Origin of the sequence: Mesorhizobium sp. B2-5-4 (genome assembly GCF_006441095.1) — a bacterium.
Classification (GTDB): domain Bacteria; phylum Pseudomonadota; class Alphaproteobacteria; order Rhizobiales; family Rhizobiaceae; genus Mesorhizobium; species Mesorhizobium salmacidum.
Genome location: NZ_VFUR01000017.1, coordinates 82886 through 103771 on the forward strand (window position 1 = coordinate 82886; position 20886 = coordinate 103771).

The window sequence follows — 20886 nt, forward strand, 5'->3', positions numbered from 1 at the left end:
AGGCATGACCGGCCGGCCTCGCAAATCTGGTGTTTCGACCTATCTGAGATCGGCGTTTTCCGCACGTGGCAGATGACATGATCAAGCACAATCCGCCTTCACCCGAGCCCCTGCACCGCGCCATCGCGCGCTTCGGCGACGTCGCCGTGCTGGTGGCCGGCGACCTCATCCTCGACCGCTTCGTCAATGGCGTCATCGAACGGATCTCGCCGGAAGCGCCGATCCCGGTGCTGCATGGGCGGGGCGAAAGCTCGGCGATGGGTGGCGCCGGCAATGTCGTGGCCAACATCGTCTCGCTTGGCGCACGCGCCGTTCCGGTCTCGGTGATCGGCACTGATCCTGCCGGCGACAGCCTGGCGCGGATGCTGGGCGAGCTTGGCGCCGATACGGCGGGGCTTGTGCAGCAGCGCGGCCGCATGACCTCGTCGAAGAGCCGCTTCAGCGCGCTCAACCAGCAGGTCCTGCGTTTCGACGAGGAAGAGATCAAGCCGCTCGGCGAGGCCGAACGGGCGGAGCTGATCCGCCGTTTCCGGGATGCGTTGAAACAGGCGGACATTGTCATCCTGTCCGATTACGGCAAGGGCATATTGCTGGGCGGCGTCGCCACCGAACTGATTGCCATCTGCCGAGAGGCGGGCAAGCCGGTGCTGGTCGATCCGAAGGGTCGCGACTATGCGCGCTATGCCGGGGCGACCGCCGTCACGCCCAACCGCAAGGAGCTTGGCGAGGCCGTCGGCCATGCGGTGTTCGCCGATGACGAGATCGTCGCGGCGGCACGCGAGCTGATTTCGGCGCACGGCTTCGCCTTCGTCGTCGCCACCCGCAGCGAAAAGGGCATGAGCGTGGTCGGCCCCGACGAGGCACGCCACATCGCCACCCAAGCGCGCGAGGTGTTCGACGTCTCGGGCGCCGGCGATACGGTGATCGCGACCTTCGCGCTGGCGCTTGCCGCCGGTGCCGATCCTGTTGCCGCGGCCTCGATCGCCAACGCCGCCGGCGGCGTCGTGGTCGGCAAGCGCGGCACCGCGCGGCTGAGTGTCGAGGAACTCACCGGCGCGCTGTTCCGCTCGCACGGACCGACCGCGCACAAGGACGCCATCCTCGACGTTACTTCGGCCGCGCGCATGGTGGCGGGATGGAAGGCGGAAGGTCTGAGCGTCGGCTTCACCAATGGCTGCTTCGATATCCTGCATGCTGGCCATGTCAGCCTGCTGCACGCGGCGCGCAGCCAGTGCGACCGGCTGGTGCTCGGGTTGAACAGCGATGCCTCCGTGCGGCGGCTGAAAGGTCCGGGCCGCCCGGTCAACGACCAGCATGATCGCGCCTGCGTGCTCGCCGCGCTCGCCTCGGTCGATGCCGTGGTGGTGTTCGAGGAGGATACGCCTTTGGCGCTGATCGAGGCGCTTCTGCCCGACATACTGGTGAAGGGCGCCGACTACACGATCGACACCGTGGTCGGCGCCGATGTGGTGCAGAAGGCGGGCGGCCGCGTCGTGCTGGTCGACCTGATCGCCGGCAAGAGCACCACTGGCACCATCGGCAAACTACGCGCCGGCAGCGCCACCAACTGAGGGATCTCATGTCCGAATTGAACGATTATCTGGTCCGCTCGGCGGCCGCCATCACTGCCACGGTCGCGCGGGATTTGACCAGCGAGATGGAACGAGCGGCGAGCGCTGTCGTGTCGGCGCTTTCGTCTGGAAAGGCATTGCTGGTCTGCGGCAATGGCGGCTCGGCCAGCGACGCCATCCATATCGCCACTGAACTGGTCGGCCGCTTCCTGAAGGAGCGCAAGGCCTACAATGTGATCGCGCTGCCGGCGAACGCCGGGATGCTGACCGCCTGGGGCAATGATTACGGCTTCGATACGGTGTTTTCGCGCCAGGTCGAAGCTCATGGCGCTGCAGGCGGCGTGCTTTTGGCGATCTCGACCAGCGGCAATTCGCCGAGCATTCTCGCCGCGGCCGAACAGGCGCGCATGATGGATATGACGGTGGTCAGCCTGACCGGCGATACCGGCGGCAAGCTGAAGCCGCTCACCGACATCCTGCTCAACGTACCCTCGACCTCGACGCCGATCATCCAGCAGGGCCATTTGTGCCTCTATCATTATCTGTGCGAGGTGGTCGAAGCGCGCCTGTCGAATGGCTGACAGGATCGGGAAGCCGCACCCATTGACCGAACCGGGCCTGTGGGTGGAGCGGATCGGCGGCCGGGTTTTCCCGGCACGGTCGCCGGCGCTGTTCCTGGACCGCGACGGCACCATCAATGTCGACACGGACTATCCCAGCGATCCGGCCGAGATCGAGCTGAGGCCGCAGATGCTGCCGGCAATCGCCGCCGCCAACCGGGCCGGAATCCCGGTCGTCATGGTCACCAACCAGTCCGGCATTGCGCGCGGCTATTTCGGCTGGAGTGCCTTTGCCGCCGTGAACGGCCGGGTGCTCGACCTGCTGCGCGGGCAGGGCGTGTCCGTCGACATGGTGCTGGCCTGCGCCTATCACGAGGCGGGCGTCGGGCCTCTCGCTGTAGCCGATCATCCGATGCGCAAGCCCAATCCGGGCATGCTGATAGAGGCGGGCAGGCGCCTTGATCTTGACCTCCAGCTCTCCCTGATGGTCGGCGACAAGCTGGCCGACACGCAGGCCGGCCAACGCGCGGGCCTTGCGCAGGGGTGGCTGGTCGATGGTGAGGCGGCACTTCAGCCCGGCTTCGTCATCAGGCGATTGCATGACGACCACGATCTCGGCGGCCTGCTCGCCGCCATCGACGCGCTCGGATCGTAGGGCCTATGCTTGGTCGTTGCGTTGCGAGGCTTCGTAGAGCTTGGCCTCGGTGGCGAAGGAATAGATCATCACCGACATCGAGTAGACGAAGCCATGGCGGCCGCACAGGAAGTAGCGCTTGGCCAGGTAGAATTTGAGGAAATTGCCGAACGGCGATAGCACCAGCCGCACCAGGCCGGGCTTCTTGCCTTTCTCAACCAGCGTGACCGCCTTGAGGCCGGAATAGGCATTGGCCCTGGCAAGATCCTCCTCGACCGATATTTCACGGCGATGCAGCAGGACACCGTCTTCGATCGTGTCGGTCTCGCCCGGCACGCGAACGGATTCATGCACCCGCGCGGTGAGATCCATGGTGGCGCCTTCCCTGCGGAAAAGCCTGAGCAGCCTGTTGTGCAGCACCCAGCGATGGGCATAGCCGTAGCCCTTCAGCCAGTCGCGGCGGCGCATGTACCATCCGCTGGCCTTGCCGCCGGCCGCCTGGGTGATGGCCACGATCGACTGCCGCAACCGGTCGTCGACGCGCTCGTCCGGGTCGATCGAAAGACACCAGGGCTGGTTGGCGTGGTCGAGCGCGAATTGCCGTTGGCGGGGGAAGCCCGGCCAATCATTGTGCAGCAGCGTTATCGGATAGCCCTTTGCGATATAGCTTTCAATGCATTCGACGGTGCCATCCGTCGAGCCGGAATCAACGATGATGATCTCGGCACAGAAATCGATGCTTTCCAGGCACGGGCCGATCATGTCGGCCTCGTTCACGCAGATGATGAGCGCCGAGACCGGACTTGCAAAACGGGTCATGGTCCCCTTCCCATGGCGGATTATCTCGGAATTCACGCTGCTCGTGCCATCTGTTCTCAAGCAATTCCGGGCGGAAAACCGTTACACACCCTTCCTGGAATTGCTTGAGAAACCAGTCAAGCGCCCAGTCGAGCAGTGAAGTCCGGCAGAGCCGTTCAGCCTTGCATATCGGCGTCTTTCGAATACCAACGCGGCGCCGATGTGGCGAACGCAAGGAATTCGCCCAGCGCACGGGCGTTCGCCTGGCCTCAGGGGCGTTCGAACGACACCAAACCCTCATCCTTGACGCGGCGGATGGTGAGCGCCGTGCGCACCGTGTCGACGTTCGGCGTCGAGGTCAGTTCCTCGATGACGAAGGTCTGGAAGCTGCCGAGGTCGCTGGCCACGCAATGCAGCAGGAAGTCGGACTCGCCCGACACCATCCAAGCGTCGCGCACGATCGGCCAGCCGCGCGTGCGCTCGGCGAAAATGCGCAGTTCGGCATCGGCCTGATGATGCAGCCCGACCAGGCAAAAGGCGACGACATCGAGGCCGAGCGCAGGCGCGTTGAGCAGCGCGCGATAGCCGCGGATGATGCCGGCTTCCTCCAGCCGCTTGACCCGGCGCAGGCAGGGCGGTGCGGAAATGCCGACGCGGTTCGAGAGCTCGACATTGGTCATGCGCCCGTCCGACTGAAGCTCGCGCAGGATCTTCCAGTCAATGGCGTCCAGATCGGCCTTGAGGGGCATTGGGGTTCTCGATGATCGGTATGGCGCAAGAATCTTTCGCGATTTGTAGTTAAACGACTTTTGTCTCGAAGCCAGCCCCCGTCGACGGGATTTTAGAGAGGTAACGAAAGCGCTCGTCGCGCGAAAATCCATATGGGCCGAAGCTTTCCGGGGACGACGGTCCGTTCGCCTTGCTGGCGTGGCAGGCAGCCCTTACATTAAGCGCGATATTCCACGTCTTTTTCCAAGGCACACCCGTGTCCGCCCCGCAGAGGCTCCAGATGATCACCAAGCATGCGCCCGTTCTCATCATCGGTTCCGGTCCGGCCGGCTATACGGCGGCGGTCTATGCCGCGCGTGCGATGCTGAAGCCGATGCTCGTCGCCGGCCTGCAGCAGGGTGGGCAGCTGATGATCACCACGGATGTCGAAAACTATCCCGGCTTCGCCGATCCGATCCAGGGGCCGTGGCTGATGGAGCAGATGCTCAAGCAGGCCGAGCATGTCGGCACCGACATCATCAACGACATCATCACCGAGGTCGACCTCAATGTGCGGCCGTTCCGCGCCAAGGGCGATTCCGGCACGACCTACACGGCTGATGCGCTGATCATCGCCACCGGCGCGCAGGCCAAGTGGCTGGGCATTCCGACCGAGCAGGACTTCATGGGCTTCGGCGTTTCCGCCTGCGCCACCTGCGACGGCTTCTTCTATCGCGGCAAGGATGTGGCGGTGGTCGGCGGCGGCAATTCGGCGGTGGAGGAGGCGCTCTATCTGTCCAACCTCGCCAAGAGCGTCACCGTCATCCACAGGCGCTCGGACTTCCGTGCCGAGCGCATCCTGCGTGAGCGGCTGTTGAAGAAGGACAATGTCCGCGTCATCTGGGACACGATCGTCGACGAGATCACCGGGCGCCCCGGCAAGGCACCGCTGCCGCCTTCGGTCGAGGGGCTGAAGCTCAGGCATGCCGTGACCGGTGCCGAGAGCCACCTCAAGGTCGACGGCGTCTTCGTGGCCATCGGCCATGCGCCCGCGGTCGAGCTGTTCGCCGGCAAGCTGAAGCAGAAGCCGAACGGCTATCTGTGGACAGCACCGGATTCGACGCGCACCGACGTGCCTGGCGTCTTCGCCGCCGGCGACGTGACGGACGATATCTACCGGCAGGCGGTGACGGCGGCGGGGCTCGGCTGCATGGCCGCGCTCGAAGCGGAAAAATATCTGGCCGGCATCGAGGTGCATCGCGAGGCAGCGGAATAGGCGGCTCGCAAAACTGTTAGAAAATCGGCTTAGAAGCGCCGTGTAAAAGCCTGATTTTTCATTCAAACGCCAACCGGAACGAGGGGAAATCATGGCGTTGGACTGGGACAAGCTACGCGTGTTTCACGCTGCGGCGGAAGCGGGGTCGTTTACGCATGCGGCCGAGACCCTGCATCTGTCGCAATCGGCGATCTCGAGGCAGGTCAGCGCGCTCGAACACGATGTCGGCGTGCCTCTGTTCAACCGCCATGCACGCGGCCTGGTGCTGACCGAACAGGGTGAGATGCTGTTCCGCACGGCGCATGACGTGCTGATGAAGCTGGAAACCATCAAGTCGCGGCTGACCGAGACCAAGGACCGGCCGTCCGGCGTGCTCAGAGTAACGACGACCGTCGGCCTCGGCGCCGGCTGGTTGACCGAACGGGTGCAGGAGTTCATCGAACTCTATCCCGAAGTCAGCCTGCAGCTGATCCTCGCCAATGAGGAGCTCGACCTCACCATGCGCCAGGCCGATTGCGCCATCCGGCTGCGCCAGCCGCAGCAGCCGGACCTGATCCAGCGCCGCCTGTTCACCGTGCATTTCCATCTCTACGCAGCGCCATCCTACGTCGCCAAGCACGGCAAGCCGGGCTCTATCGCAGAGTTGAGAAACCATCGCATCGTCACCTTCGGCCTGCCTGTGCCGTCGCATCTGTCGGAGTTGAACTGGCTGGAGACGGTCGGCGATTTCGAGAGCGGCCAGCGCGTGCCGTCGCTGCAGATCAACGACATCCTGTCGATCAAACGCGCCGTGCAGGGCGGCGCCGGCATCGCCATGTTGCCGGACTATGTCATCAGCAAGGATTCCGGCTTGGTGCAGCTGCTGCCGGAAACCGAGGTGCCGTCCTTCGACACCTATTTCGCTTATCCCGACGCGATGAAGAACCAGGCCAAGCTGCACGTGTTCCGCGACTTCATCATCGCCAAGGCCAGAAGCTGGTCCTTCTGATCCAAGGTCAAAGCCTATTCTTTCCAAGGTGTAATCCGCGGCAGCCAGCCCGGTACGTTGCGGCGGTAGGCTTCGTATTCGGCGCCATAGCGGCCGGCGAGCGTCGGCTCCTCATAGAGCTTGACGAAGGTCACCATGGCAGCCGCCGCGATTGCCGCGTACGCGGCAATCGACCAGCTCGAAAACAGCAGCGCCTGGCCGAGAATGATCGATAGCACGGCGACATACATCGGATTGCGGACATGGCGGTAGATGCCGCCGATCACCAGCCTTTCGGTCGGTGCGACAGGGGCGGGTGTGCCCAGCCCCTCCAGTGCGAAGCGGGCGAAGGCATGCAGCAGCACGGCGGCGGCGGCGACGATGAGCACGCCGCCGGCGAAGACAAGGCCGGGCAGGGGCGACCATGGCAGGCCCCAGCGAGCGCTGAGCAGCCAGGGAATCAGCCCGGCGACCACGCCAGGGGCCGCAATCAGGAAAATGCCGCTGCCGGCAATCGCCGAAAACCTACGCATTGGTTGATCTCCGCCTGACTGCCTTTGAATTAAACCATTGCTGCCTCATTCCACATCATCAGTGTTTTTCGGCATTTGGGGAGCAGAATCGGCCGGCATCGGCGTTTTCGAGACGACAATGACCCGAAAGCGAGCTTCATCTTCACGATTCTGCTGGTCCTATTGGCTTCTGGAACGGGTTGGACCACAGCCTGTGCCTTTTTGCATGCGTGTGTTGCAAAATAGATGCTTGTTTCTTGGGCATGATGAGCACATATGTAAATCATCTCCTGGGCGCGTTCTCCTCCCATTAGCGCCCTCGAGTGTTCCCCTCTGGAGGTTAGCCTTAACAGGCACTTCCAATCAAACTCAGCCGGATCTTCATTGATCCGGCTTTTTTGTTGCCTGCATGCCAATGGGATGGCTGAAAAGTTCACCAGAATTGCCGCGTAACAGTGTCATGTAACCTCTGGTAACATGACAAGGACACCCCTCATCTGCTAAATGGATCATAGGACGCGGTGTGGTTCGGACGGGAGATGGGGGCATCACTCGGACGACCCGGGCTCAGGCGGCTACCGCGTCCGAACCTTTTCCCGCCGAAGCGCGGCGATCTTGCACGCGGCGGACCTGCCGTTTTTCCTCCCAAGAAAACGGTCCGCAAAACAAACGGCGTCCGGCCCCCCCGGGCGTCGTTTTTGGTTTGTGCCCCCCTCGATCCTTCGAAGGTGGCGCTTCACATGCATTCCAAATCGGCCACCGGGCGAAATCAGGCGGCCTTGCCGTTGGCGTTCATCGCCTCGTCGGCGAGACGGCCAGTCAGCTCGGCCATGTGGTCGAAGGCGGCCCGGTAGCTGGCAACGCCTGAAGTGGCCGACCGCAGCTCGATGATCAGATCACCGATCTCGGCCTGCGGCATGGTCGCCTCGACGACATCCCATCCAGGCCAGTCGGGCCGCGCGTCATAGCCGAGGATCTGGCCGCGCCGTTGCGGGATCAGTGCGATGATCTTCGACGTCGCGTCCGACGGCGTGACGATCTCGACCTTCATCACCGGCTCCAGAAGCACCGGCGAGCAGGCGGCCATGCCTTCCTTCATGGCGAGCTTGGCCGCCATCTGGAAAGCCATGTCGGAGGAATCGACCGCATGGTACGAGCCGTCCGACAGGTTGACAGCGATGTCGACCACGGGAAACCCGAGCGGGCCGGACTTGAGGTAATCGCGTATGCCTGTTTCAACCGACTGGATGTAAGTCTTCGGGACGACGCCGCCGGTGATGGTGTCGGTGAACTGGAAGCCGGAGCCGCGCGGCAGCGGCTTGATCTCGATCACCACATCGCCGAACTGGCCGTGGCCGCCCGACTGTTTCTTGTGGCGGCCGCGCTGCTGCACCGGTTTGCGGATCGTCTCGCGATAGGGCACCGCCGGAGCATGGCCCTCGACCGGGATCTGGTTCTTGCCCTCCAGCCGCTCGCGCACGACGCGCAGATGCATCTCGCCATGGCCTGACAGCACGGTCTCGGCCGAGTCCTGATTGTGGTGCAGGCTGAGCGAGGGATCTTCCTCGGCCAGGCGCTGGATGGCGGCCGACATCTTGACCTCGTCCTTGCGCTCCTTGGGGCGCAGTGCGAAGGCGAAGACCGGCTGCGGCGGCTCGACATCGAAGAGCTGTTTGGCCCCGCCCTTGGCCGAAGTCAGCGTCTGGCCGGTCTTGACCGTGTCCAGCTTGCCGAGCGCTACGGTATCGCCGGCCCTGGCGGTGGTCAGCTTGACCTGGTCCTTGCCCAGCATCCTGTAGATGCCGGAAACCTTGGCGGTGTCGCCGCCGGGCAGCCATAGTTCCGAGCTGTCGGCGACCTGGCCGGACAGGATGCGCGACACCGACAGTTTGCCGCCATGCGGCGTGTGGATGGTCTTCATCACCTGGACCACCGTCGCATTGCCGTCCGGAGCGCCGAGCCGCTTGCGGGTCGCCTCGATGTCGGGCGCGTCGTGGCGGATCGTTTTCAAGAGGCGCAGCACGCCATTGCCTTTCTCGGCGGTGCCGATCAGCACCGGCGTCACCGCGCCCTCGCGCAGATCTGCGGCGAGATCGTCGAAGATCGCGTCCTTGGGCGGTTCGATCTCTTCCAGCAACTGCTCCATCAGCTGATCGTCATGGTCGGCCAGCGTCTCCAGCATGGAGAAGCGGGCCTCCAGTTCGCGCGCCTTGTCGTCGCTTGGTATCTGAGCCACCTCGCTCTCGGCATATTCGCGGTAGATGTAGGCGCGCTCCAGCGCCAGATCGATCGAGCCGATGACGACGCCGTCCTTGCGCAGCGGGATCTGACGCAGAAGCAGCGGCGCGGCACTTGTCGGCTGCAGCATCTTCAGCGTGTCGCGCACGCCCGCGATCGCCTTGTCGACCTTGTTGAGGAACAGGATGCGCGGCACGCCGAGATCGTCGAGCTTGCGCATGATGAGCTGCAAAGCGGGAATCTTCTTTTCGTCGGCCTCGGCCACGACCACCGCGACATCGCAGGCGGCCAGCACCGGTTCGGCCTCGAAGGAGAATTCGATCGACCCGGGGCAGTCGATGAAGGTGAACTGTTCGCCCATGAATTCGGTGGTGGCGATCGACGCCTCGACGCTCATGGCGTGGGCGCGGGCTTCGGGCGAATGATCTGAAACGGTATTGCCAGAGGAAACCGGGTTCTGGCGGGGAATGGCGCCGGTACGGGCCAATATGGCTTCGAGAAGTGTCGTCTTACCGCTTGCGAAGGGACCGACTATGGCAATGCATTTCGGTCCCGTGCGTCGTCCTCCGGCGCGATTACCCATGGCTGACCTCCACTCAGGCGTTTTTCCTGGGGACCGACTGGCATTCATGGTTCAGGCCAAGGTCAATCGGTCCTGAGCGGCGGCCGGCCTGTTCGACCGTCGCGGGGGGTCTGTTTCGACCTGCCCGCGATTATCGTCCCACTTGTTTGCCGGGAGGGCAAGGAAAATAGGAGGCCGGTGGGGCCGGCCGTCTCAGGCGCTGAGCGCGAGCGGTTCGACCGAGCGCCCGTCAAGCAGCGCGAGCTTGCCGCGAGGCGCCGGCCTGCCGAAGAAATAACCTTGGAAACGATTGCACCCGGCAGCCTTGGCGAGAGCGAATTCTTCCGCCGTCTCCACGCCTTCTGCCACGATGGTGACCTGCTGGATGCGCGCGATCTGGGCCAGCGCCGAGACGAATATCTGCGCTACCTGGTCATGGGCGAGGGCGCGGATGTAGGAGCGATCGATCTTGATGATATCCACGGGCAAGGTCTTCAGATAGTTGAAGCCGCAATGGCCGGTGCCGAAATCGTCGAGGGCTATGTGAAAGCCGAGGCCACGCAATGCCTCGAGGCGCCGCAGGATCTCGGGCGTGGCGGCGGTCGCCACCGTCTCGGTGATCTCGATGATGAACTGTGATGCCGACCGGCCAGTGTCCTTCAGCACGCGGTCGCACATGGTGACGATCTCGTCGCGCTTGAGCTGCTCGCCGGAGACGTTGATGGAAATGCGGTGGCCGGGGAACTGGCCGATATCGGCACAAGCCCGTTTGAACACCCATTCGCCGAGCATGTCGATCAACGTCGACCGTTCGGCGATCGCAATGAACTCGGCCGGCGCGATCAGGCCGCGAACCGGGTGGCGCCAGCGGATCAGCCCCTCGAACGCCTCGGTGGAACCGTCCGGGCTGACGATCGGCTGATAATGCAGTTCGAGTTCGCCCAGATAGACCGCGGCGCGCAATTCCCGCTCGACCAGACGCCGGTAGCGCTTGTCGGACAGCATCTCCTCGTCGAAGACGGTGACGCGGCCACGGCCCGCCGCCTTGCTTTCATAAAGCGCCAGATCGGCAACCAGCATCAGTTCCGTCGTGTTCGAGGCGTGGGCCGGCGCCAGGGCGACGCCGATCGAAATGGAGAGCGGAATGGTCTTGCCTTCATGCGATTTGCCGTCGCGCATGGCATCCAGCAATCGTCTGACATCCTTGTTGATGGCCGCCAGGTCGCCATGGGGAATGATGACACCGAATTCGTCGCCGCCGAGGCGTCCGACCATGGCGCCGGCAAAGACGCGCTCCGCGGTCTTGACCAGATGCGCCAAGGTGAGGTCGCCGAACTGGTGTCCGAACGTGTCGTTCAACTGCTTGAAATGGTCGAGGTCGATCAAGAGCAAGGCTGCCTCGCGCCTGTCGCGTCTGGTGCCCAGGCCTTCGCGCAGCGCTTCGAGGAAATAACGTCTTGTCATGGCGCCGGTCATCGCATCCCTGGTGAGGAAATAATGTTTCTCGGCCTCCGCCGCGGCGGCCGACTGGAGACGATGGACGACGCTGCTGCGCATGTACATCAACGCCAGCAAGGCCAGGCTCGTGGCCAGGATCGAGATGGCGAAGGCACCGCCGGCGGACAGGTTTTGCGAGACGTCGAAAGCACCAAGCACCGCCGCGCCGATGCTGATCACGAGCAGCGACTGGATACCGCGATAGATCCGGCCGCTGTGGTCCTTGATCGTTGCCAGTATGCTCATCCGCCAGCCCCCGCAATGCAGGCTAACGGCTAGTGCGCAGCCGTTAACAAGACATTGAATTCGCCGGCATTTCGCTTGGCGGTCCCATGCCGGCAAGGGTCATGGTTAAGAGAAAAATTCAGGCCCTCGTCCAAGCGAGGTGACAAGGGCGGTTGCATCAGGGCCAATCCAGACCGAGAATGCGGCTCACTTCGCGGGGCCGGCGTCTCGCCAGCTCCCACCAACTCCAGGGTCAGACGATGAAGATCATTGCTTGCGGCAGCGTGCCGACCATCATAGCGCCGGACAAATACTTCACCGGCCGGGTTCTGCAGACGCCGATCATCGAGACGGAGGCGCCGGCGCGGCTCAGGGCCACGCTGGTCAGTTTCGAGCCCGGCGCGCGCACCTACTGGCACACGCATCCGCTTGGCCAGACACTTTATGTGACTGCTGGCGCCGGCCTGGCCCAGACATGGGATGGACCAATCCAGGAAATCAGGGCCGGTGACGTCATCTCATTCGCGCCCGGCGAGAAGCATTGGCATGGCGCGGCGCCGAAATCGGCAATGACGCACATCGCCATGCAGGAGGCGCTTGACGGCGTCCATGCCGATTGGCTGGAAGCGGTGACGCCGGCGCAATATGGCGGCTGAGTGCTGAACCTGGATTGATAAACCCGGCGGTAACGCCTGAAAGCGGTGACGCCGGGTTTGTTTCGGACTTACCTGATCAGGTCAGCGATGCCGTGAAGCGCTGGATGCGCGTGCAGGCTTCCTCCAGCAGCGTCTCCGAGGTGGCGTAGGAGATGCGGAAATTGGGGCCGAGGCCGAAGGCCGAGCCGAACACCACCGCGACGCCCTCTGCCTCGAGCAGTTCCGAGCAGAAGGTCTCGTCGGTGTCGATCACCTTGCCGGCCTTTGTCTTCCTGCCGATCAGCTGGGCGCAGGACGGATAAACATAGAAGGCGCCTTCCGGCGACGGGCACGTGATGCCGCGCGCCTGGTTGAGCATCGATACGACGAGGTCGCGCCTGCCTTGAAAGATCGCCTTGTTCTTGGCGATGAAATCCTGCGGGCCGTTGAGCGCCTCGACGGAAGCCCATTGCGCGATGGTGCAGGCGCCAGAGGTCTGCTGGCCCTGGATCATGTCCATCGCCTTGATCAACTGGACGGGACCGGCGGCATAGCCGATGCGCCAGCCGGTCATCGCATAGGCTTTCGAGACACCGTTCATGGTCAGCGTGCGCTCGTAGAGCCTGGGCTCGACCTCAGCGATGGTCTTGAAGACGAAGTCGCCATAGGTCAGGTGCTCATACATGTCGTCGGCCAGCGTCCAGACCTGCGGATGCTTCAGCAGTACTTCGGCCAGCGCGCGCAATTCGGCCTCCGTATAGGCCGCGCCCGACGGGTTGGACGGCGAGTTCATCAAGAGCCATTTGGTCTTCGGCGTGATCGCCTTTTCCAGCACCGCGGGGGTCAGCTTGAAGCCGTTGTCGATCGAGGTGTCGGCAAACACCGACGTGCCGCCGCAGATCGCCACCATTTCGGGATAGCTGACCCAGTAGGGGCGAGGGATGATGACCTCGTCGCCGGGGTTCAGCGTCGCCATGAAGGCGTTGAACAGGATCTGCTTGCCGCCGGTGCCGACGATGGTCTGCTCGGGCCTGTAGTCGAGATTGTTCTCGCGCTTGAACTTCTTCGCGATCGCCTCGCGCAGCGGCACGATGCCCGAAACCGGCGGATATTTGGTCTCGCCACGGCGAATGGCCTCTATCGCCGCATTCTTGATGTTGTCGGGCGTGTCGAAATCAGGCTCGCCGGCGCCAAGGCCAATGATGTCCCTGCCGGCATTTTTCAGCTCGCGGGCTTTCTGCGTCACCGCGATGGTGGCGGAAGGCTTAACGCGGGAAAGGGTGTCGGCAAGAAAGGCCATGACCTTTTGTCTCTCCAAAGGATCGGCGCGGCCAGGAGCGGCCGCGGCGCTTCTCATGTCGCAACATTCCCGTCAGCGCAAGCCTTGTCGGCTGGGCCAGGTGGGGGCGGCGCGGTCAATGAGGCGTGATCGGCAAGGGAAAGTTCATTAACGGGCGGTAGAGGCTTGCATGGCAGGATCGCGGTTCAATTCCGCCAGGTCGCGGAGCGAGGAACCTTTGTCACGCAGCATCGGACTTGCCCATATCATCCGTCATGATGACGGCACCTCGAGCGGTGTCTGGGGCATTTATACGCTGCAAAGCGCCTTCCAGCCGATCTTTGCCTTCAACGAGGGCAAGCTGTCGGTCGCCGCCTTCGAAGGGCTGATCCGCCCATTTCGCGACGGCGAGCCGCAATCGCCGATGACCTTCTTCTCGACATGTCCGGCGGCCGACCGCCTGCATGTCGAAGCGCTGACCAGGACACTGCATCTGCTCAATGCCGGCGCCTGCCTGCCGCGGGAGGCATCGATCTTCGTCAATTTCGACCCGTCGGTGTTCACCGAGCGATCGATCGTCGACAACGCCTTGCGTGACATGCGGCTGGTGCTGCACGAGGCCGGTATCGATCCGGGCCGCGTCGTTTGCGAGGTGACGGAGCAGAGATCGGCATCGCAGGAGACCCTGCACGGCTTCGTCGCCGCGCTCAGAGCCAACGGCTTCCGGATCGCCGTCGACGACTATGGCGCCGACGATTCCGACATCACCCGCGTCAAGGAGCTGAGCCCTGACATCGTCAAGTTCGATGCGCACTGGATCACGCAACTGATGGAATCGGGCGCTGGTTTCGCGCTGTTGACGTCCATGGTGAGGAGCTTCGAGGACCAGGGCATCCGCACCGTGTTCGAGGGTATCGAGGAAGGTTGGCAACTGGAGCTGGCCGAGCGATCGGGCGCCTCGATGGTCCAGGGTTACGTGCTGGCCCGTCCCGAACTGGCGCCGACGAGTTTCCGCGCTTTCGCAAAGAGCAGTCCGGAACCTGCCCCCGCCGCAAGCCATGCGTCCGCTCCCGTCACCGCGACGCCGCGCAAGGGGCGGCCCGCAAAAGCCTTCGGACGCAGGGTATCGCCATGAGCGTCGAGCGGCGGCGCACCATGGGCGATGCGATCTTCGCCGACGAGATCGGCATCGAATATGGCGTCCATGGCGACTTCCGCCTGCGCAGCGCCTACCAGCCGATCTACGCCCCGCGCGGCGGCAGCTTGCAACCGGTGGCCGTCGAAGGCCTGATCGAGCCGCACCGCGCCGGCCGGCCGGGGTCGCCGCGGATGTTCTTCGACAGTGTCGCGGCTTCGGACCGGCTGTTCGTCGAAACCATGTGCCGCGTGCTGCATCTCAGGAATTTCCACAATATCGGCGTCGACGGGCTCGACCTGTTCTTCAACTACAATCCACTGGTCAACGACCATGCTGGACGTGCGCTGGCCGAGATCCGGCTGATGAGCCGGCATCTCGACGAACTCGGCCTGGCGCCCGCCATGCTGGTCTGTGAAATCACCGAACAGGCGGCGGACGATGCGCTGCTGGCAAGGCTGGTGCATGAAATGCGACGCGACGGCATCCGCATTGCCATCGATGATTTCGGGACCGGCCATTCGACCGAGGAGCGGGTGAGCCTGCTTCAGCCCGACATCGTCAAGATCGATGGCGGCTGGTTCGCGGAATTCTGCCGCCACGCCGCCGCGGAACGCTTCTTCCGCCCGCTGGTGTCCAGCCTGCACGACCGCGGCGCCAAGGTGCTGGTCGAAGGCATCGAGCAGCCCGCCCACCTGCGTGTCGCGCTCGAAGGCGGGGTCGATTTGCTGCAGGGTTTTCTTCTCGGGCGTCCCGCGCTTGCCGGCACCATCTTCAACGAAGAGCCGCTTGCGGTCGATGCGCTGCTGGGCTTCGACAACAAGGTCGTGCCGTTGCATAAGCGGCGTTGATGGTCGCGCCAAAAGAAATCACTGGTTGATGATGGCGCCGCTGCGATAATCCGCACGCAGAAGCAGCGCTCCGGGGAACCACAATGATACTCTACAGCATGATCGACAGCGGCAATTGCTACAAGCCGCGGCTGCTGATGGCCAAGCTCGGCCTCGCCTTCACCACTGTCGAGGTGAGTTCGCATACCGGCGATACGCGCAAAGCTGAGTTCGTCGCCAAGAACCCGAACGCGATGGTGCCGCTGCTGGAATTGGACGATGGCCGGCGGCTGGCAGAATCCAATGCCATCCTGCTCTATCTCGCCGAAGGCACGCGCCTGCTGCCGACGGACAAATACGAGCGCGGGCTCGCCTGTCAATGGCTATTCTTCGAGCAGTACAGCCACGAGCCCTATATCGCGGTGCGCAAGGCGCTGCTGACCTTTCCCGAACGCGCCGCCGATGCCACGCCCGAGCGGCTGGCGGTGACGCTGGAGCGCGGCAACAAGGCGCTTGGCGTCATGAACACATATCTCGAAAGCAACGCCTTCTTCGCCGGCCGCGCATTCAGCATCGCCGACATCGCGCTCTATGCCTATACCCACACGGCTGAGCATGGCGGCTTCCAGCTCGACGCCTATCCGGCCGTGGTCGCCTGGCTCGGCCGCGTGGAGGCGGACCCGGGGCATGTACCGATCGAGTGGGTGGGGTAGGCGTTGCCACAGCATCCTTCTCCCCGTTCACGGGGAGAAGGATGCTAGTCGTCCAAAATCCAGACAAATAAAAAGGCGGGATGAATCCCGCCTTCCCATTTCGGTAGCCTGATCGGGAGCGTCCGGTCCGGGCTGGCAGCTATCTGCTGTTCCAGCTTGTCGGGTCTTTCCGCTCCGGCGCGCTTCTCGCGCGACCGTCAGTACATCCGTGACTTGCCGCGCGCCCCGAACTCTCGTCCGGCGCGCGCCATTTTCAAAATCAGGCTGCCTTGCTCAGAGAACCAGCGGACGACTTGCCAGTGCGGCGGTCCTGCTCGATCTCGAAGTTGATCTTCTGGCCTTCGACCAGGGTCGACAGTCCAGCGCGCTCGACAGCCGAGATGTGGACGAAAACGTCCGCGCCGCCGCTGTCAGGCTGGATGAAGCCGAAACCCTTGGTGGCATTGAACCACTTGACCGTTCCAGTTGCCATATAAATAGTCCTTCACATTTGCTTTGGTATGACCGGACCGAGGTCCAGCCGGTGTGCATCGAGATTTTGGAGATAGACGTCAGCAAACGCGAAGATCGCGAGGCCCGGATCGATCGGCCGAAATATCAATGGGGCTGATATAGGCTGCTTTCGCACAAAAAACAAGACTGCGTGAAAACGTCGTGATCCGGGGCCGCCCAACGGCCGCCCCAATCTGGTGAAACCGTGGCGCAAGATCGTGCAGTCCCCGGGCGGCGGATCGAGGGGAGGGACCATGAAGACCATCCTGCTTGCCGCCTGCCTCACGCTGGTGGCCGCCCAGGCGCAGGCGATCTCGCGCTACGACCCGACGCGTATGAGCTGCGGCAAGATCCAGTCGACGATCGCGCGCCAAGGTGCGGTCATCCTGCGCTATCCGTCGGCACGGGTGCCGGGGTTGCCGCTCTACGACCGCTATGTCCAGAGCCAGCAGTTCTGCACCATGGGCGAGGTGAGGACGCGCGCCTATGTGCCGAGCGCCGACACCAGGTCCTGCCCGGTCTATATCTGCAAGCGTCCGGACAATGAGCGTTTCAGGCACCGATTCATCCGGCGCCATTAGGGTGGCCTGCAAACCGTGGCTTCCTGCGCTTCCGGTGCTCACAGCGGGAGCGGTTACTGCTCTCAAAACCCGAAGGACACCTGCGCCGGCGGCGGCGGGCCGACGCGCACGCCTTCCATGGCCAGCATCTTTTCCTTGGTGACCGAGCCGCCGGGCGCCGAGAAGCCGCCGATCTTGCCGCCGGCGGCCAGGATGCGGTGGCACGGGATGACCAGCGGCACCGGATTGGCGCCAAGGGCCGCACCGGTTTCGCGCGGCAGGCCGGCATGGCCGGCGCGCTTGGCGAGTTCGCCATAGGTGGTGGTTTCGCCATAGCTGAGTTTTCGTGCCGCGTCGTAGATGGCGAGGCGGAAGTCGTCGATGCCGTCGAGATCGACGGGAAAGCCGGTGAAATCGACGTCCTCGCCCGCGGCATAAGCCTTGATCGAGGCGATCAGCTCGACCACCCATAACGGCTGGGCTGTGGAGGTGGAAACGCCGGGGTGGCGCATCAGCCGCCGCTCCACCGCTTCGCGGCTGCGTTCGGGCAGGCAGAGCCGGATCAGGCCCTTTTCACTCCAGGCGATGCCCATGAAGCCGATCACTGTTTCTAACACTGCGTGGCCAGCCGTGATCGAAGATGCCGTTTTCATGCTGCGCTCCTTTCCGCAAAGCGGCGGAATCCGGGATTCCCGCCGGTACATATCAGGAACAATATGGCATCGCTGCCTGCATCCCGCCACCCGAAAACCACCAGATGGCCCCGATTGCTACCCACGAATCGCTGGTGTAAGGGAAATCTTAATAACCCGACAAACCGGACTCCGAGCGCGGCTTGCCAGCAAAACAAACCCTTATCGCCATCGGCGTGATCGTGGCGGCAGCCGGCATGAGCGGCTGCACCTCGACCTCGCAGATGAAAGCCGCGCCGTCCCTTACCGAAACCGCGACCACGGCAGGCAGCGATGCCGGCTTCACCGTGCCGCTGCCGGACACTGTTTCGGTGCTGCCGCAATCCTCCGGAATCGCGCCCGTCCAGACCGCTGAGTTGACCCCGAGCCCGGCTACGCCGGCACTCGATCCGGCCGTCCAGCCGGCCGCGGCGACCGCCGCCTTTGCAGGGGTGACCCCAACCTCGCCGGCTATGCCCGCGGTGATGGCCGCCAGTGCCTGGCAGGCGCCTCCGCCGTCCAAGGCCGGCCAGCCGATCGAGGCGGCCGGGACCTACACGACCGCCGGGCTTGTCGTGCCGGCGGTTGCCAAGGGCGGCCAGAAAATGCCCGGCGTGCAGCAAGTAGCCTATGTCGTGCCGCAGAACCCGGCCGCACTGGTGCAGTTCCCGTCGGCGCCCGTCGAGCCGGAGCAGCATGCGACAGGCATGCGCGGCGACGTCGACCGGCTGATCGTCAAATACGCCGCCTTCTACCAGGTGCCGGTGGATCTGGTACGCCATGTCGTCAACCGCGAAAGCACCTTCAATCCCAAGGCCTACAATAACGGCCATTGGGGGCTGATGCAGATCAAGCATGCGACGGCGCGCGGCATGGGCTATGACGGGCCGGCCAAGGGCCTGTTCGACGCCGAGACCAACCTCAAATACGCGGTCAAATATCTGCGCGGCGCCTGGCTGGTGTCGAACGGCAACGCCAAGAAGGCCGACTGGCTCTACCAGACCGGCTATTATTTCGACGCCAAGCGCAAGGGCCTGCTCGAGGCGACCGGCCTCGGTGTCGACCGCAGGCGCGGGCGTCTTCAGCCTGACGCCTGAGCGCGATGCCCGAACCGCGCCCGCCGGCTCCAAACGACATCCGGCTGCGCAAAATCCTCGATGAGACGCTGGTTGCGCCGCACTGGCCGGATGGCTTTGCCATGCGCTGCTTCGGACATGGCGACGCTCTGCCCCTGCATGCATTGCTGGGCGAAGTGTTCGACGATGGCACCGACGGCCCCTTCGACGAATGGTGGCCGCGCATTTCCGAAGACCCCGAATTCGACCCGGCGTTGTGTTTCCTCGTCATCGATGCCAAGGGCCGGCTGGCGGCTGCTGCACTGTGCTGGACCTCGGCGTTCGTCAAGGACTTGGCCGTTCATCCCGAGGCGCGCGGCAAAGGGGTCGGCGAGGCGCTGATGTGGCACGCCTTCGCCATTTTTCGCCACCGCGGTGCCGCCCATGTCGACCTCAAGACCAATACGCTCGAGAACGCCGCCGCCGTGCGGCTCTACGAGCGGCTGGGCATGGGGCCCGTTGCCTGGGAAGGCTGACCAGCGACGCTGATCGGTGCCGTCATTGCCACCGGGGATGGCCTGTTCGGGAACCCAAAGCGCTGCTCCGCATTCAATGAACGGTGGGGTCTGACCGGCTGCTGGTGCTGTGCGCCGCCGGCTGCCAAGGGAGATCCACCGATGAAGGTTTTCCACGCATTGCTGGCGTTGAGCGTCGCTGCCGTTCTCGCGGTAGGTTCGGCGCGCGCGGTCGAGCTGTCGATCGTGTCGGGCGACACCGGCAACGGCATCAAGGTGCTGCGCGAGATCCTCGACCGCTATGAGAAAGAAAGCGGCAACCAGGTCACCATCGTCGCCATGCCGTCGTCCGGGACCGACCAGTTCGGCCAGTACAGGCTGTGGCTCGCCGCGGGCAACAGCGACGTCGACGTCTACCAGACCGACGTCATCTGGGCGCCGCAGCTCGCCAGCCAGTTTGTCGACCTGACCGAGGCGACCAGGGATGTCGTGGCCAAGCATTTCCCGTCGATCATCCAGTCGCAGACCGTCGACGGCAGGCTGGTCGCGCTGCCGATCTTCACCGATGCGCCGGCGCTCTACTACCGCAAGGATCTGCTCGACAAATACGGCGCCAAGGTGCCGGCCACCTGGAAGGAGCTGGGCGACACCGCCAGGCTGGTGATGGACAAGGAGCGCGCCTCGGGCAACAGGGATATCTGGGGCTTCGTCTTCCAGGGCAACGCCTACGAGGGGCTGACCTGCGACGCGTTCGAATGGGTGGTGTCGAACGGCGGCGGCCATATCGTCGAGCCGGATGGCGCCATCTCCATCAACAACGCCCGGGCGGCGGCCGCGCTCGACATGGCCAAGGCCTGGATCGGCACCATCGCGCCGCCCGGCGTGCTCGCCTACCAGGAAGAGGAATCGCGCGGCGTGTGGCAGACCGGCAATGCGGTCTTCATGCGCAACTGGCCCTATGCCTATGCGCTGGGCAACAGCCAGGGGTCGCCGATCAAGGGCAAGTTCGACGTCGCGCCGCTGCCGGCCGGCACGGGCGAGGGCGCCCGGCCGGCGGCGACGCTCGGCGGCTGGAACCTTGCGGTCTCGAAATATTCCAGGCACCCGGACGCGGCGATCGAACTGGTCAAGTTCATCGCCTCGCCGGCAATGCAGAAATACCGCACGCTCAAGACCGCCAACCTGCCGACCATCCAGGCGCTCTATGACGATGCCGACATCGCCAGGCAACAGCCGATCATTCCACATTGGAAAGGGGTCTTCCTCAATGCCGGGCCGCGGCCCTCGGCGGTGACCCGGAACAAGTACAACGAAGCGTCGAGCCAGTTCTGGAATGCCGTCCACAAGACCCTGTCCGGCGAAGGCAGCGCCGCCGACAATCTGGCCGACCTCGAAGCGACGCTGACCCGGCTGAAAGGCAAGGGCTGGTGAGCGCGCACCCGGCTGATGCGCG

At 64.0% G+C, this 20886-nt stretch carries 21 protein-coding genes; 13 read left to right on the forward strand and 8 right to left on the reverse strand.

Features of this window, described 5'->3' with window-relative positions; genetic code table 11:
- Positions 1-77: 77 nt before the first annotated feature.
- The 3 genes from rfaE1 to gmhB are packed head-to-tail and all read left to right on the forward strand — an operon-like array spanning position 78 to position 2786.
- On the forward strand, positions 78-1571 hold the full coding sequence (rfaE1, locus tag FJ492_RS21030; protein ID WP_140772034.1) for a D-glycero-beta-D-manno-heptose-7-phosphate kinase: 1494 nt from the start codon (positions 78-80) through the stop codon (positions 1569-1571).
- 8 nt (positions 1572-1579) lie between these two features.
- Positions 1580-2152, forward strand: a complete 573-nt coding sequence (locus FJ492_RS21035; protein ID WP_140772038.1) for an SIS domain-containing protein — start codon at positions 1580-1582, stop codon at positions 2150-2152.
- Positions 2145-2786, forward strand: coding sequence for a D-glycero-beta-D-manno-heptose 1,7-bisphosphate 7-phosphatase (gene gmhB / locus FJ492_RS21040; RefSeq protein WP_140505029.1), 642 nt, complete (start codon positions 2145-2147; stop codon positions 2784-2786). The genes FJ492_RS21035 and gmhB overlap by 8 nt, the downstream gene beginning before the upstream one ends.
- Before the next feature lie 3 nt (positions 2787-2789).
- Here gmhB and FJ492_RS21045 read toward each other — a convergent pair whose 3' ends face one another.
- On the reverse strand, positions 2790-3584 hold the full coding sequence (locus tag FJ492_RS21045; RefSeq protein WP_140505030.1) for a glycosyltransferase family 2 protein: 795 nt from the start codon (positions 3582-3584) through the stop codon (positions 2790-2792).
- 248 nt (positions 3585-3832) lie between these two features.
- Positions 3833-4312, reverse strand: coding sequence for an Lrp/AsnC family transcriptional regulator (locus FJ492_RS21050; RefSeq protein WP_027143279.1), 480 nt, complete (start codon positions 4310-4312; stop codon positions 3833-3835).
- 260 nt (positions 4313-4572) lie between these two features.
- Here FJ492_RS21050 and trxB point away from each other — a divergent pair, with 260 nt between their 5' ends.
- Positions 4573-5547 (forward strand): thioredoxin-disulfide reductase, encoded by a 975-nt coding sequence (trxB, locus tag FJ492_RS21055; protein ID WP_140505032.1) that lies wholly within the window; start codon positions 4573-4575, stop codon positions 5545-5547.
- A 91-nt stretch (positions 5548-5638) separates the two neighbouring features.
- On the forward strand, positions 5639-6535 hold the full coding sequence (locus FJ492_RS21060; protein WP_140751167.1) for a LysR family transcriptional regulator: 897 nt from the start codon (positions 5639-5641) through the stop codon (positions 6533-6535).
- A 14-nt stretch (positions 6536-6549) separates the two neighbouring features.
- Here the strand turns inward: FJ492_RS21060 and FJ492_RS21065 are convergent, their stop codons facing one another.
- The 3 genes from FJ492_RS21065 to FJ492_RS21075 form a co-directional block, all read right to left on the reverse strand.
- Positions 6550-7047, reverse strand: a complete 498-nt coding sequence (locus FJ492_RS21065) for an isoprenylcysteine carboxylmethyltransferase family protein (protein WP_140505034.1) — start codon at positions 7045-7047, stop codon at positions 6550-6552.
- A 748-nt stretch (positions 7048-7795) separates the two neighbouring features.
- Positions 7796-9847, reverse strand: coding sequence for an elongation factor G (locus FJ492_RS21070; RefSeq protein ID WP_140772041.1), 2052 nt, complete (start codon positions 9845-9847; stop codon positions 7796-7798).
- A 192-nt stretch (positions 9848-10039) separates the two neighbouring features.
- On the reverse strand, positions 10040-11569 hold the full coding sequence (locus tag FJ492_RS21075) for an EAL domain-containing protein (protein ID WP_140772044.1): 1530 nt from the start codon (positions 11567-11569) through the stop codon (positions 10040-10042).
- 239 nt (positions 11570-11808) lie between these two features.
- On the opposite strand from FJ492_RS21075, the gene FJ492_RS21080 reads away from it, so the two are divergent.
- Complete coding sequence (locus FJ492_RS21080) at positions 11809-12204, forward strand: cupin domain-containing protein (RefSeq protein WP_140505040.1); 396 nt, start codon at positions 11809-11811, stop codon at positions 12202-12204.
- A gap of 76 nt (positions 12205-12280) precedes the next feature.
- On the opposite strand, the gene FJ492_RS21085 is transcribed toward FJ492_RS21080, so the two are convergent.
- Complete coding sequence (locus FJ492_RS21085) at positions 12281-13483, reverse strand: pyridoxal phosphate-dependent aminotransferase (RefSeq protein ID WP_140772047.1); 1203 nt, start codon at positions 13481-13483, stop codon at positions 12281-12283.
- A gap of 217 nt (positions 13484-13700) precedes the next feature.
- Here FJ492_RS21085 and FJ492_RS21090 point away from each other — a divergent pair, with 217 nt between their 5' ends.
- From FJ492_RS21090 to FJ492_RS21100, 3 genes are all read left to right on the forward strand, one after another.
- Entirely contained in the window at positions 13701-14597 is an 897-nt protein-coding gene (locus tag FJ492_RS21090; protein WP_140772050.1) for an EAL domain-containing protein, read from the forward strand.
- Positions 14594-15448 (forward strand): EAL domain-containing protein, encoded by an 855-nt coding sequence (locus FJ492_RS21095; RefSeq protein WP_140772053.1) that lies wholly within the window; start codon positions 14594-14596, stop codon positions 15446-15448. The genes FJ492_RS21090 and FJ492_RS21095 overlap by 4 nt, the downstream gene beginning before the upstream one ends.
- Before the next feature lie 83 nt (positions 15449-15531).
- On the forward strand, positions 15532-16140 hold the full coding sequence (locus FJ492_RS21100) for a glutathione S-transferase family protein (RefSeq protein WP_140772056.1): 609 nt from the start codon (positions 15532-15534) through the stop codon (positions 16138-16140).
- Between the two features lie 259 nt (positions 16141-16399).
- Here FJ492_RS21100 and FJ492_RS21105 read toward each other — a convergent pair whose 3' ends face one another.
- Positions 16400-16612, reverse strand: a complete 213-nt coding sequence (locus tag FJ492_RS21105; protein ID WP_015316174.1) for a cold-shock protein — start codon at positions 16610-16612, stop codon at positions 16400-16402.
- A 274-nt stretch (positions 16613-16886) separates the two neighbouring features.
- On the opposite strand from FJ492_RS21105, the gene FJ492_RS21110 reads away from it, so the two are divergent.
- On the forward strand, positions 16887-17213 hold the full coding sequence (locus FJ492_RS21110; RefSeq protein WP_140772058.1) for a hypothetical protein: 327 nt from the start codon (positions 16887-16889) through the stop codon (positions 17211-17213).
- 62 nt (positions 17214-17275) lie between these two features.
- Here FJ492_RS21110 and FJ492_RS21115 read toward each other — a convergent pair whose 3' ends face one another.
- On the reverse strand, positions 17276-17845 hold the full coding sequence (locus FJ492_RS21115) for a methylated-DNA--[protein]-cysteine S-methyltransferase (RefSeq protein WP_140752952.1): 570 nt from the start codon (positions 17843-17845) through the stop codon (positions 17276-17278).
- A gap of 182 nt (positions 17846-18027) precedes the next feature.
- On the opposite strand from FJ492_RS21115, the gene FJ492_RS21120 reads away from it, so the two are divergent.
- The 3 genes from FJ492_RS21120 (at position 18028) to FJ492_RS21130 (ending at position 20864) form a co-directional block, all read left to right on the forward strand.
- Positions 18028-18960 carry a lytic transglycosylase domain-containing protein gene (locus tag FJ492_RS21120; RefSeq protein WP_140505071.1) on the forward strand — a complete coding sequence of 311 codons (933 nt, stop codon included), beginning with the start codon at positions 18028-18030 and terminating at the stop codon, positions 18958-18960.
- Positions 18961-18965: 5 nt separating this feature from the next.
- Positions 18966-19454, forward strand: a complete 489-nt coding sequence (locus FJ492_RS21125; RefSeq protein ID WP_140717190.1) for a GNAT family N-acetyltransferase — start codon at positions 18966-18968, stop codon at positions 19452-19454.
- Positions 19455-19595: 141 nt separating this feature from the next.
- Complete coding sequence (locus FJ492_RS21130) at positions 19596-20864, forward strand: ABC transporter substrate-binding protein (protein WP_140772060.1); 1269 nt, start codon at positions 19596-19598, stop codon at positions 20862-20864.
- The last annotated feature ends 22 nt before the right edge of the window (positions 20865-20886 follow it).

Coding starts and splice junctions, on each gene's coding strand:
- rfaE1 (WP_140772034.1), top strand. CDS start 78: ATGATCAAGCACAATCCGCCTTCACCCGAGCCCCTGCACCGCGCCATC.
- FJ492_RS21035 (WP_140772038.1), top strand. CDS start 1,580: ATGTCCGAATTGAACGATTATCTGGTCCGCTCGGCGGCCGCCATCACT.
- gmhB (WP_140505029.1), top strand. CDS start 2,145: ATGGCTGACAGGATCGGGAAGCCGCACCCATTGACCGAACCGGGCCTG.
- FJ492_RS21045 (WP_140505030.1), bottom strand. CDS start 3,584: ATGACCCGTTTTGCAAGTCCGGTCTCGGCGCTCATCATCTGCGTGAAC.
- FJ492_RS21050 (WP_027143279.1), bottom strand. CDS start 4,312: ATGCCCCTCAAGGCCGATCTGGACGCCATTGACTGGAAGATCCTGCGC.
- trxB (WP_140505032.1), top strand. CDS start 4,573: ATGATCACCAAGCATGCGCCCGTTCTCATCATCGGTTCCGGTCCGGCC.
- FJ492_RS21060 (WP_140751167.1), top strand. CDS start 5,639: ATGGCGTTGGACTGGGACAAGCTACGCGTGTTTCACGCTGCGGCGGAA.
- FJ492_RS21065 (WP_140505034.1), bottom strand. CDS start 7,047: ATGCGTAGGTTTTCGGCGATTGCCGGCAGCGGCATTTTCCTGATTGCG.
- FJ492_RS21070 (WP_140772041.1), bottom strand. CDS start 9,847: ATGGGTAATCGCGCCGGAGGACGACGCACGGGACCGAAATGCATTGCC.
- FJ492_RS21075 (WP_140772044.1), bottom strand. CDS start 11,569: ATGAGCATACTGGCAACGATCAAGGACCACAGCGGCCGGATCTATCGC.
- FJ492_RS21080 (WP_140505040.1), top strand. CDS start 11,809: ATGAAGATCATTGCTTGCGGCAGCGTGCCGACCATCATAGCGCCGGAC.
- FJ492_RS21085 (WP_140772047.1), bottom strand. CDS start 13,483: ATGGCCTTTCTTGCCGACACCCTTTCCCGCGTTAAGCCTTCCGCCACC.
- FJ492_RS21095 (WP_140772053.1), top strand. CDS start 14,594: ATGAGCGTCGAGCGGCGGCGCACCATGGGCGATGCGATCTTCGCCGAC.
- FJ492_RS21100 (WP_140772056.1), top strand. CDS start 15,532: ATGATACTCTACAGCATGATCGACAGCGGCAATTGCTACAAGCCGCGG.
- FJ492_RS21105 (WP_015316174.1), bottom strand. CDS start 16,612: ATGGCAACTGGAACGGTCAAGTGGTTCAATGCCACCAAGGGTTTCGGC.
- FJ492_RS21110 (WP_140772058.1), top strand. CDS start 16,887: ATGAAGACCATCCTGCTTGCCGCCTGCCTCACGCTGGTGGCCGCCCAG.
- FJ492_RS21115 (WP_140752952.1), bottom strand. CDS start 17,845: ATGAAAACGGCATCTTCGATCACGGCTGGCCACGCAGTGTTAGAAACA.
- FJ492_RS21125 (WP_140717190.1), top strand. CDS start 18,966: ATGCCCGAACCGCGCCCGCCGGCTCCAAACGACATCCGGCTGCGCAAA.
- FJ492_RS21130 (WP_140772060.1), top strand. CDS start 19,596: ATGAAGGTTTTCCACGCATTGCTGGCGTTGAGCGTCGCTGCCGTTCTC.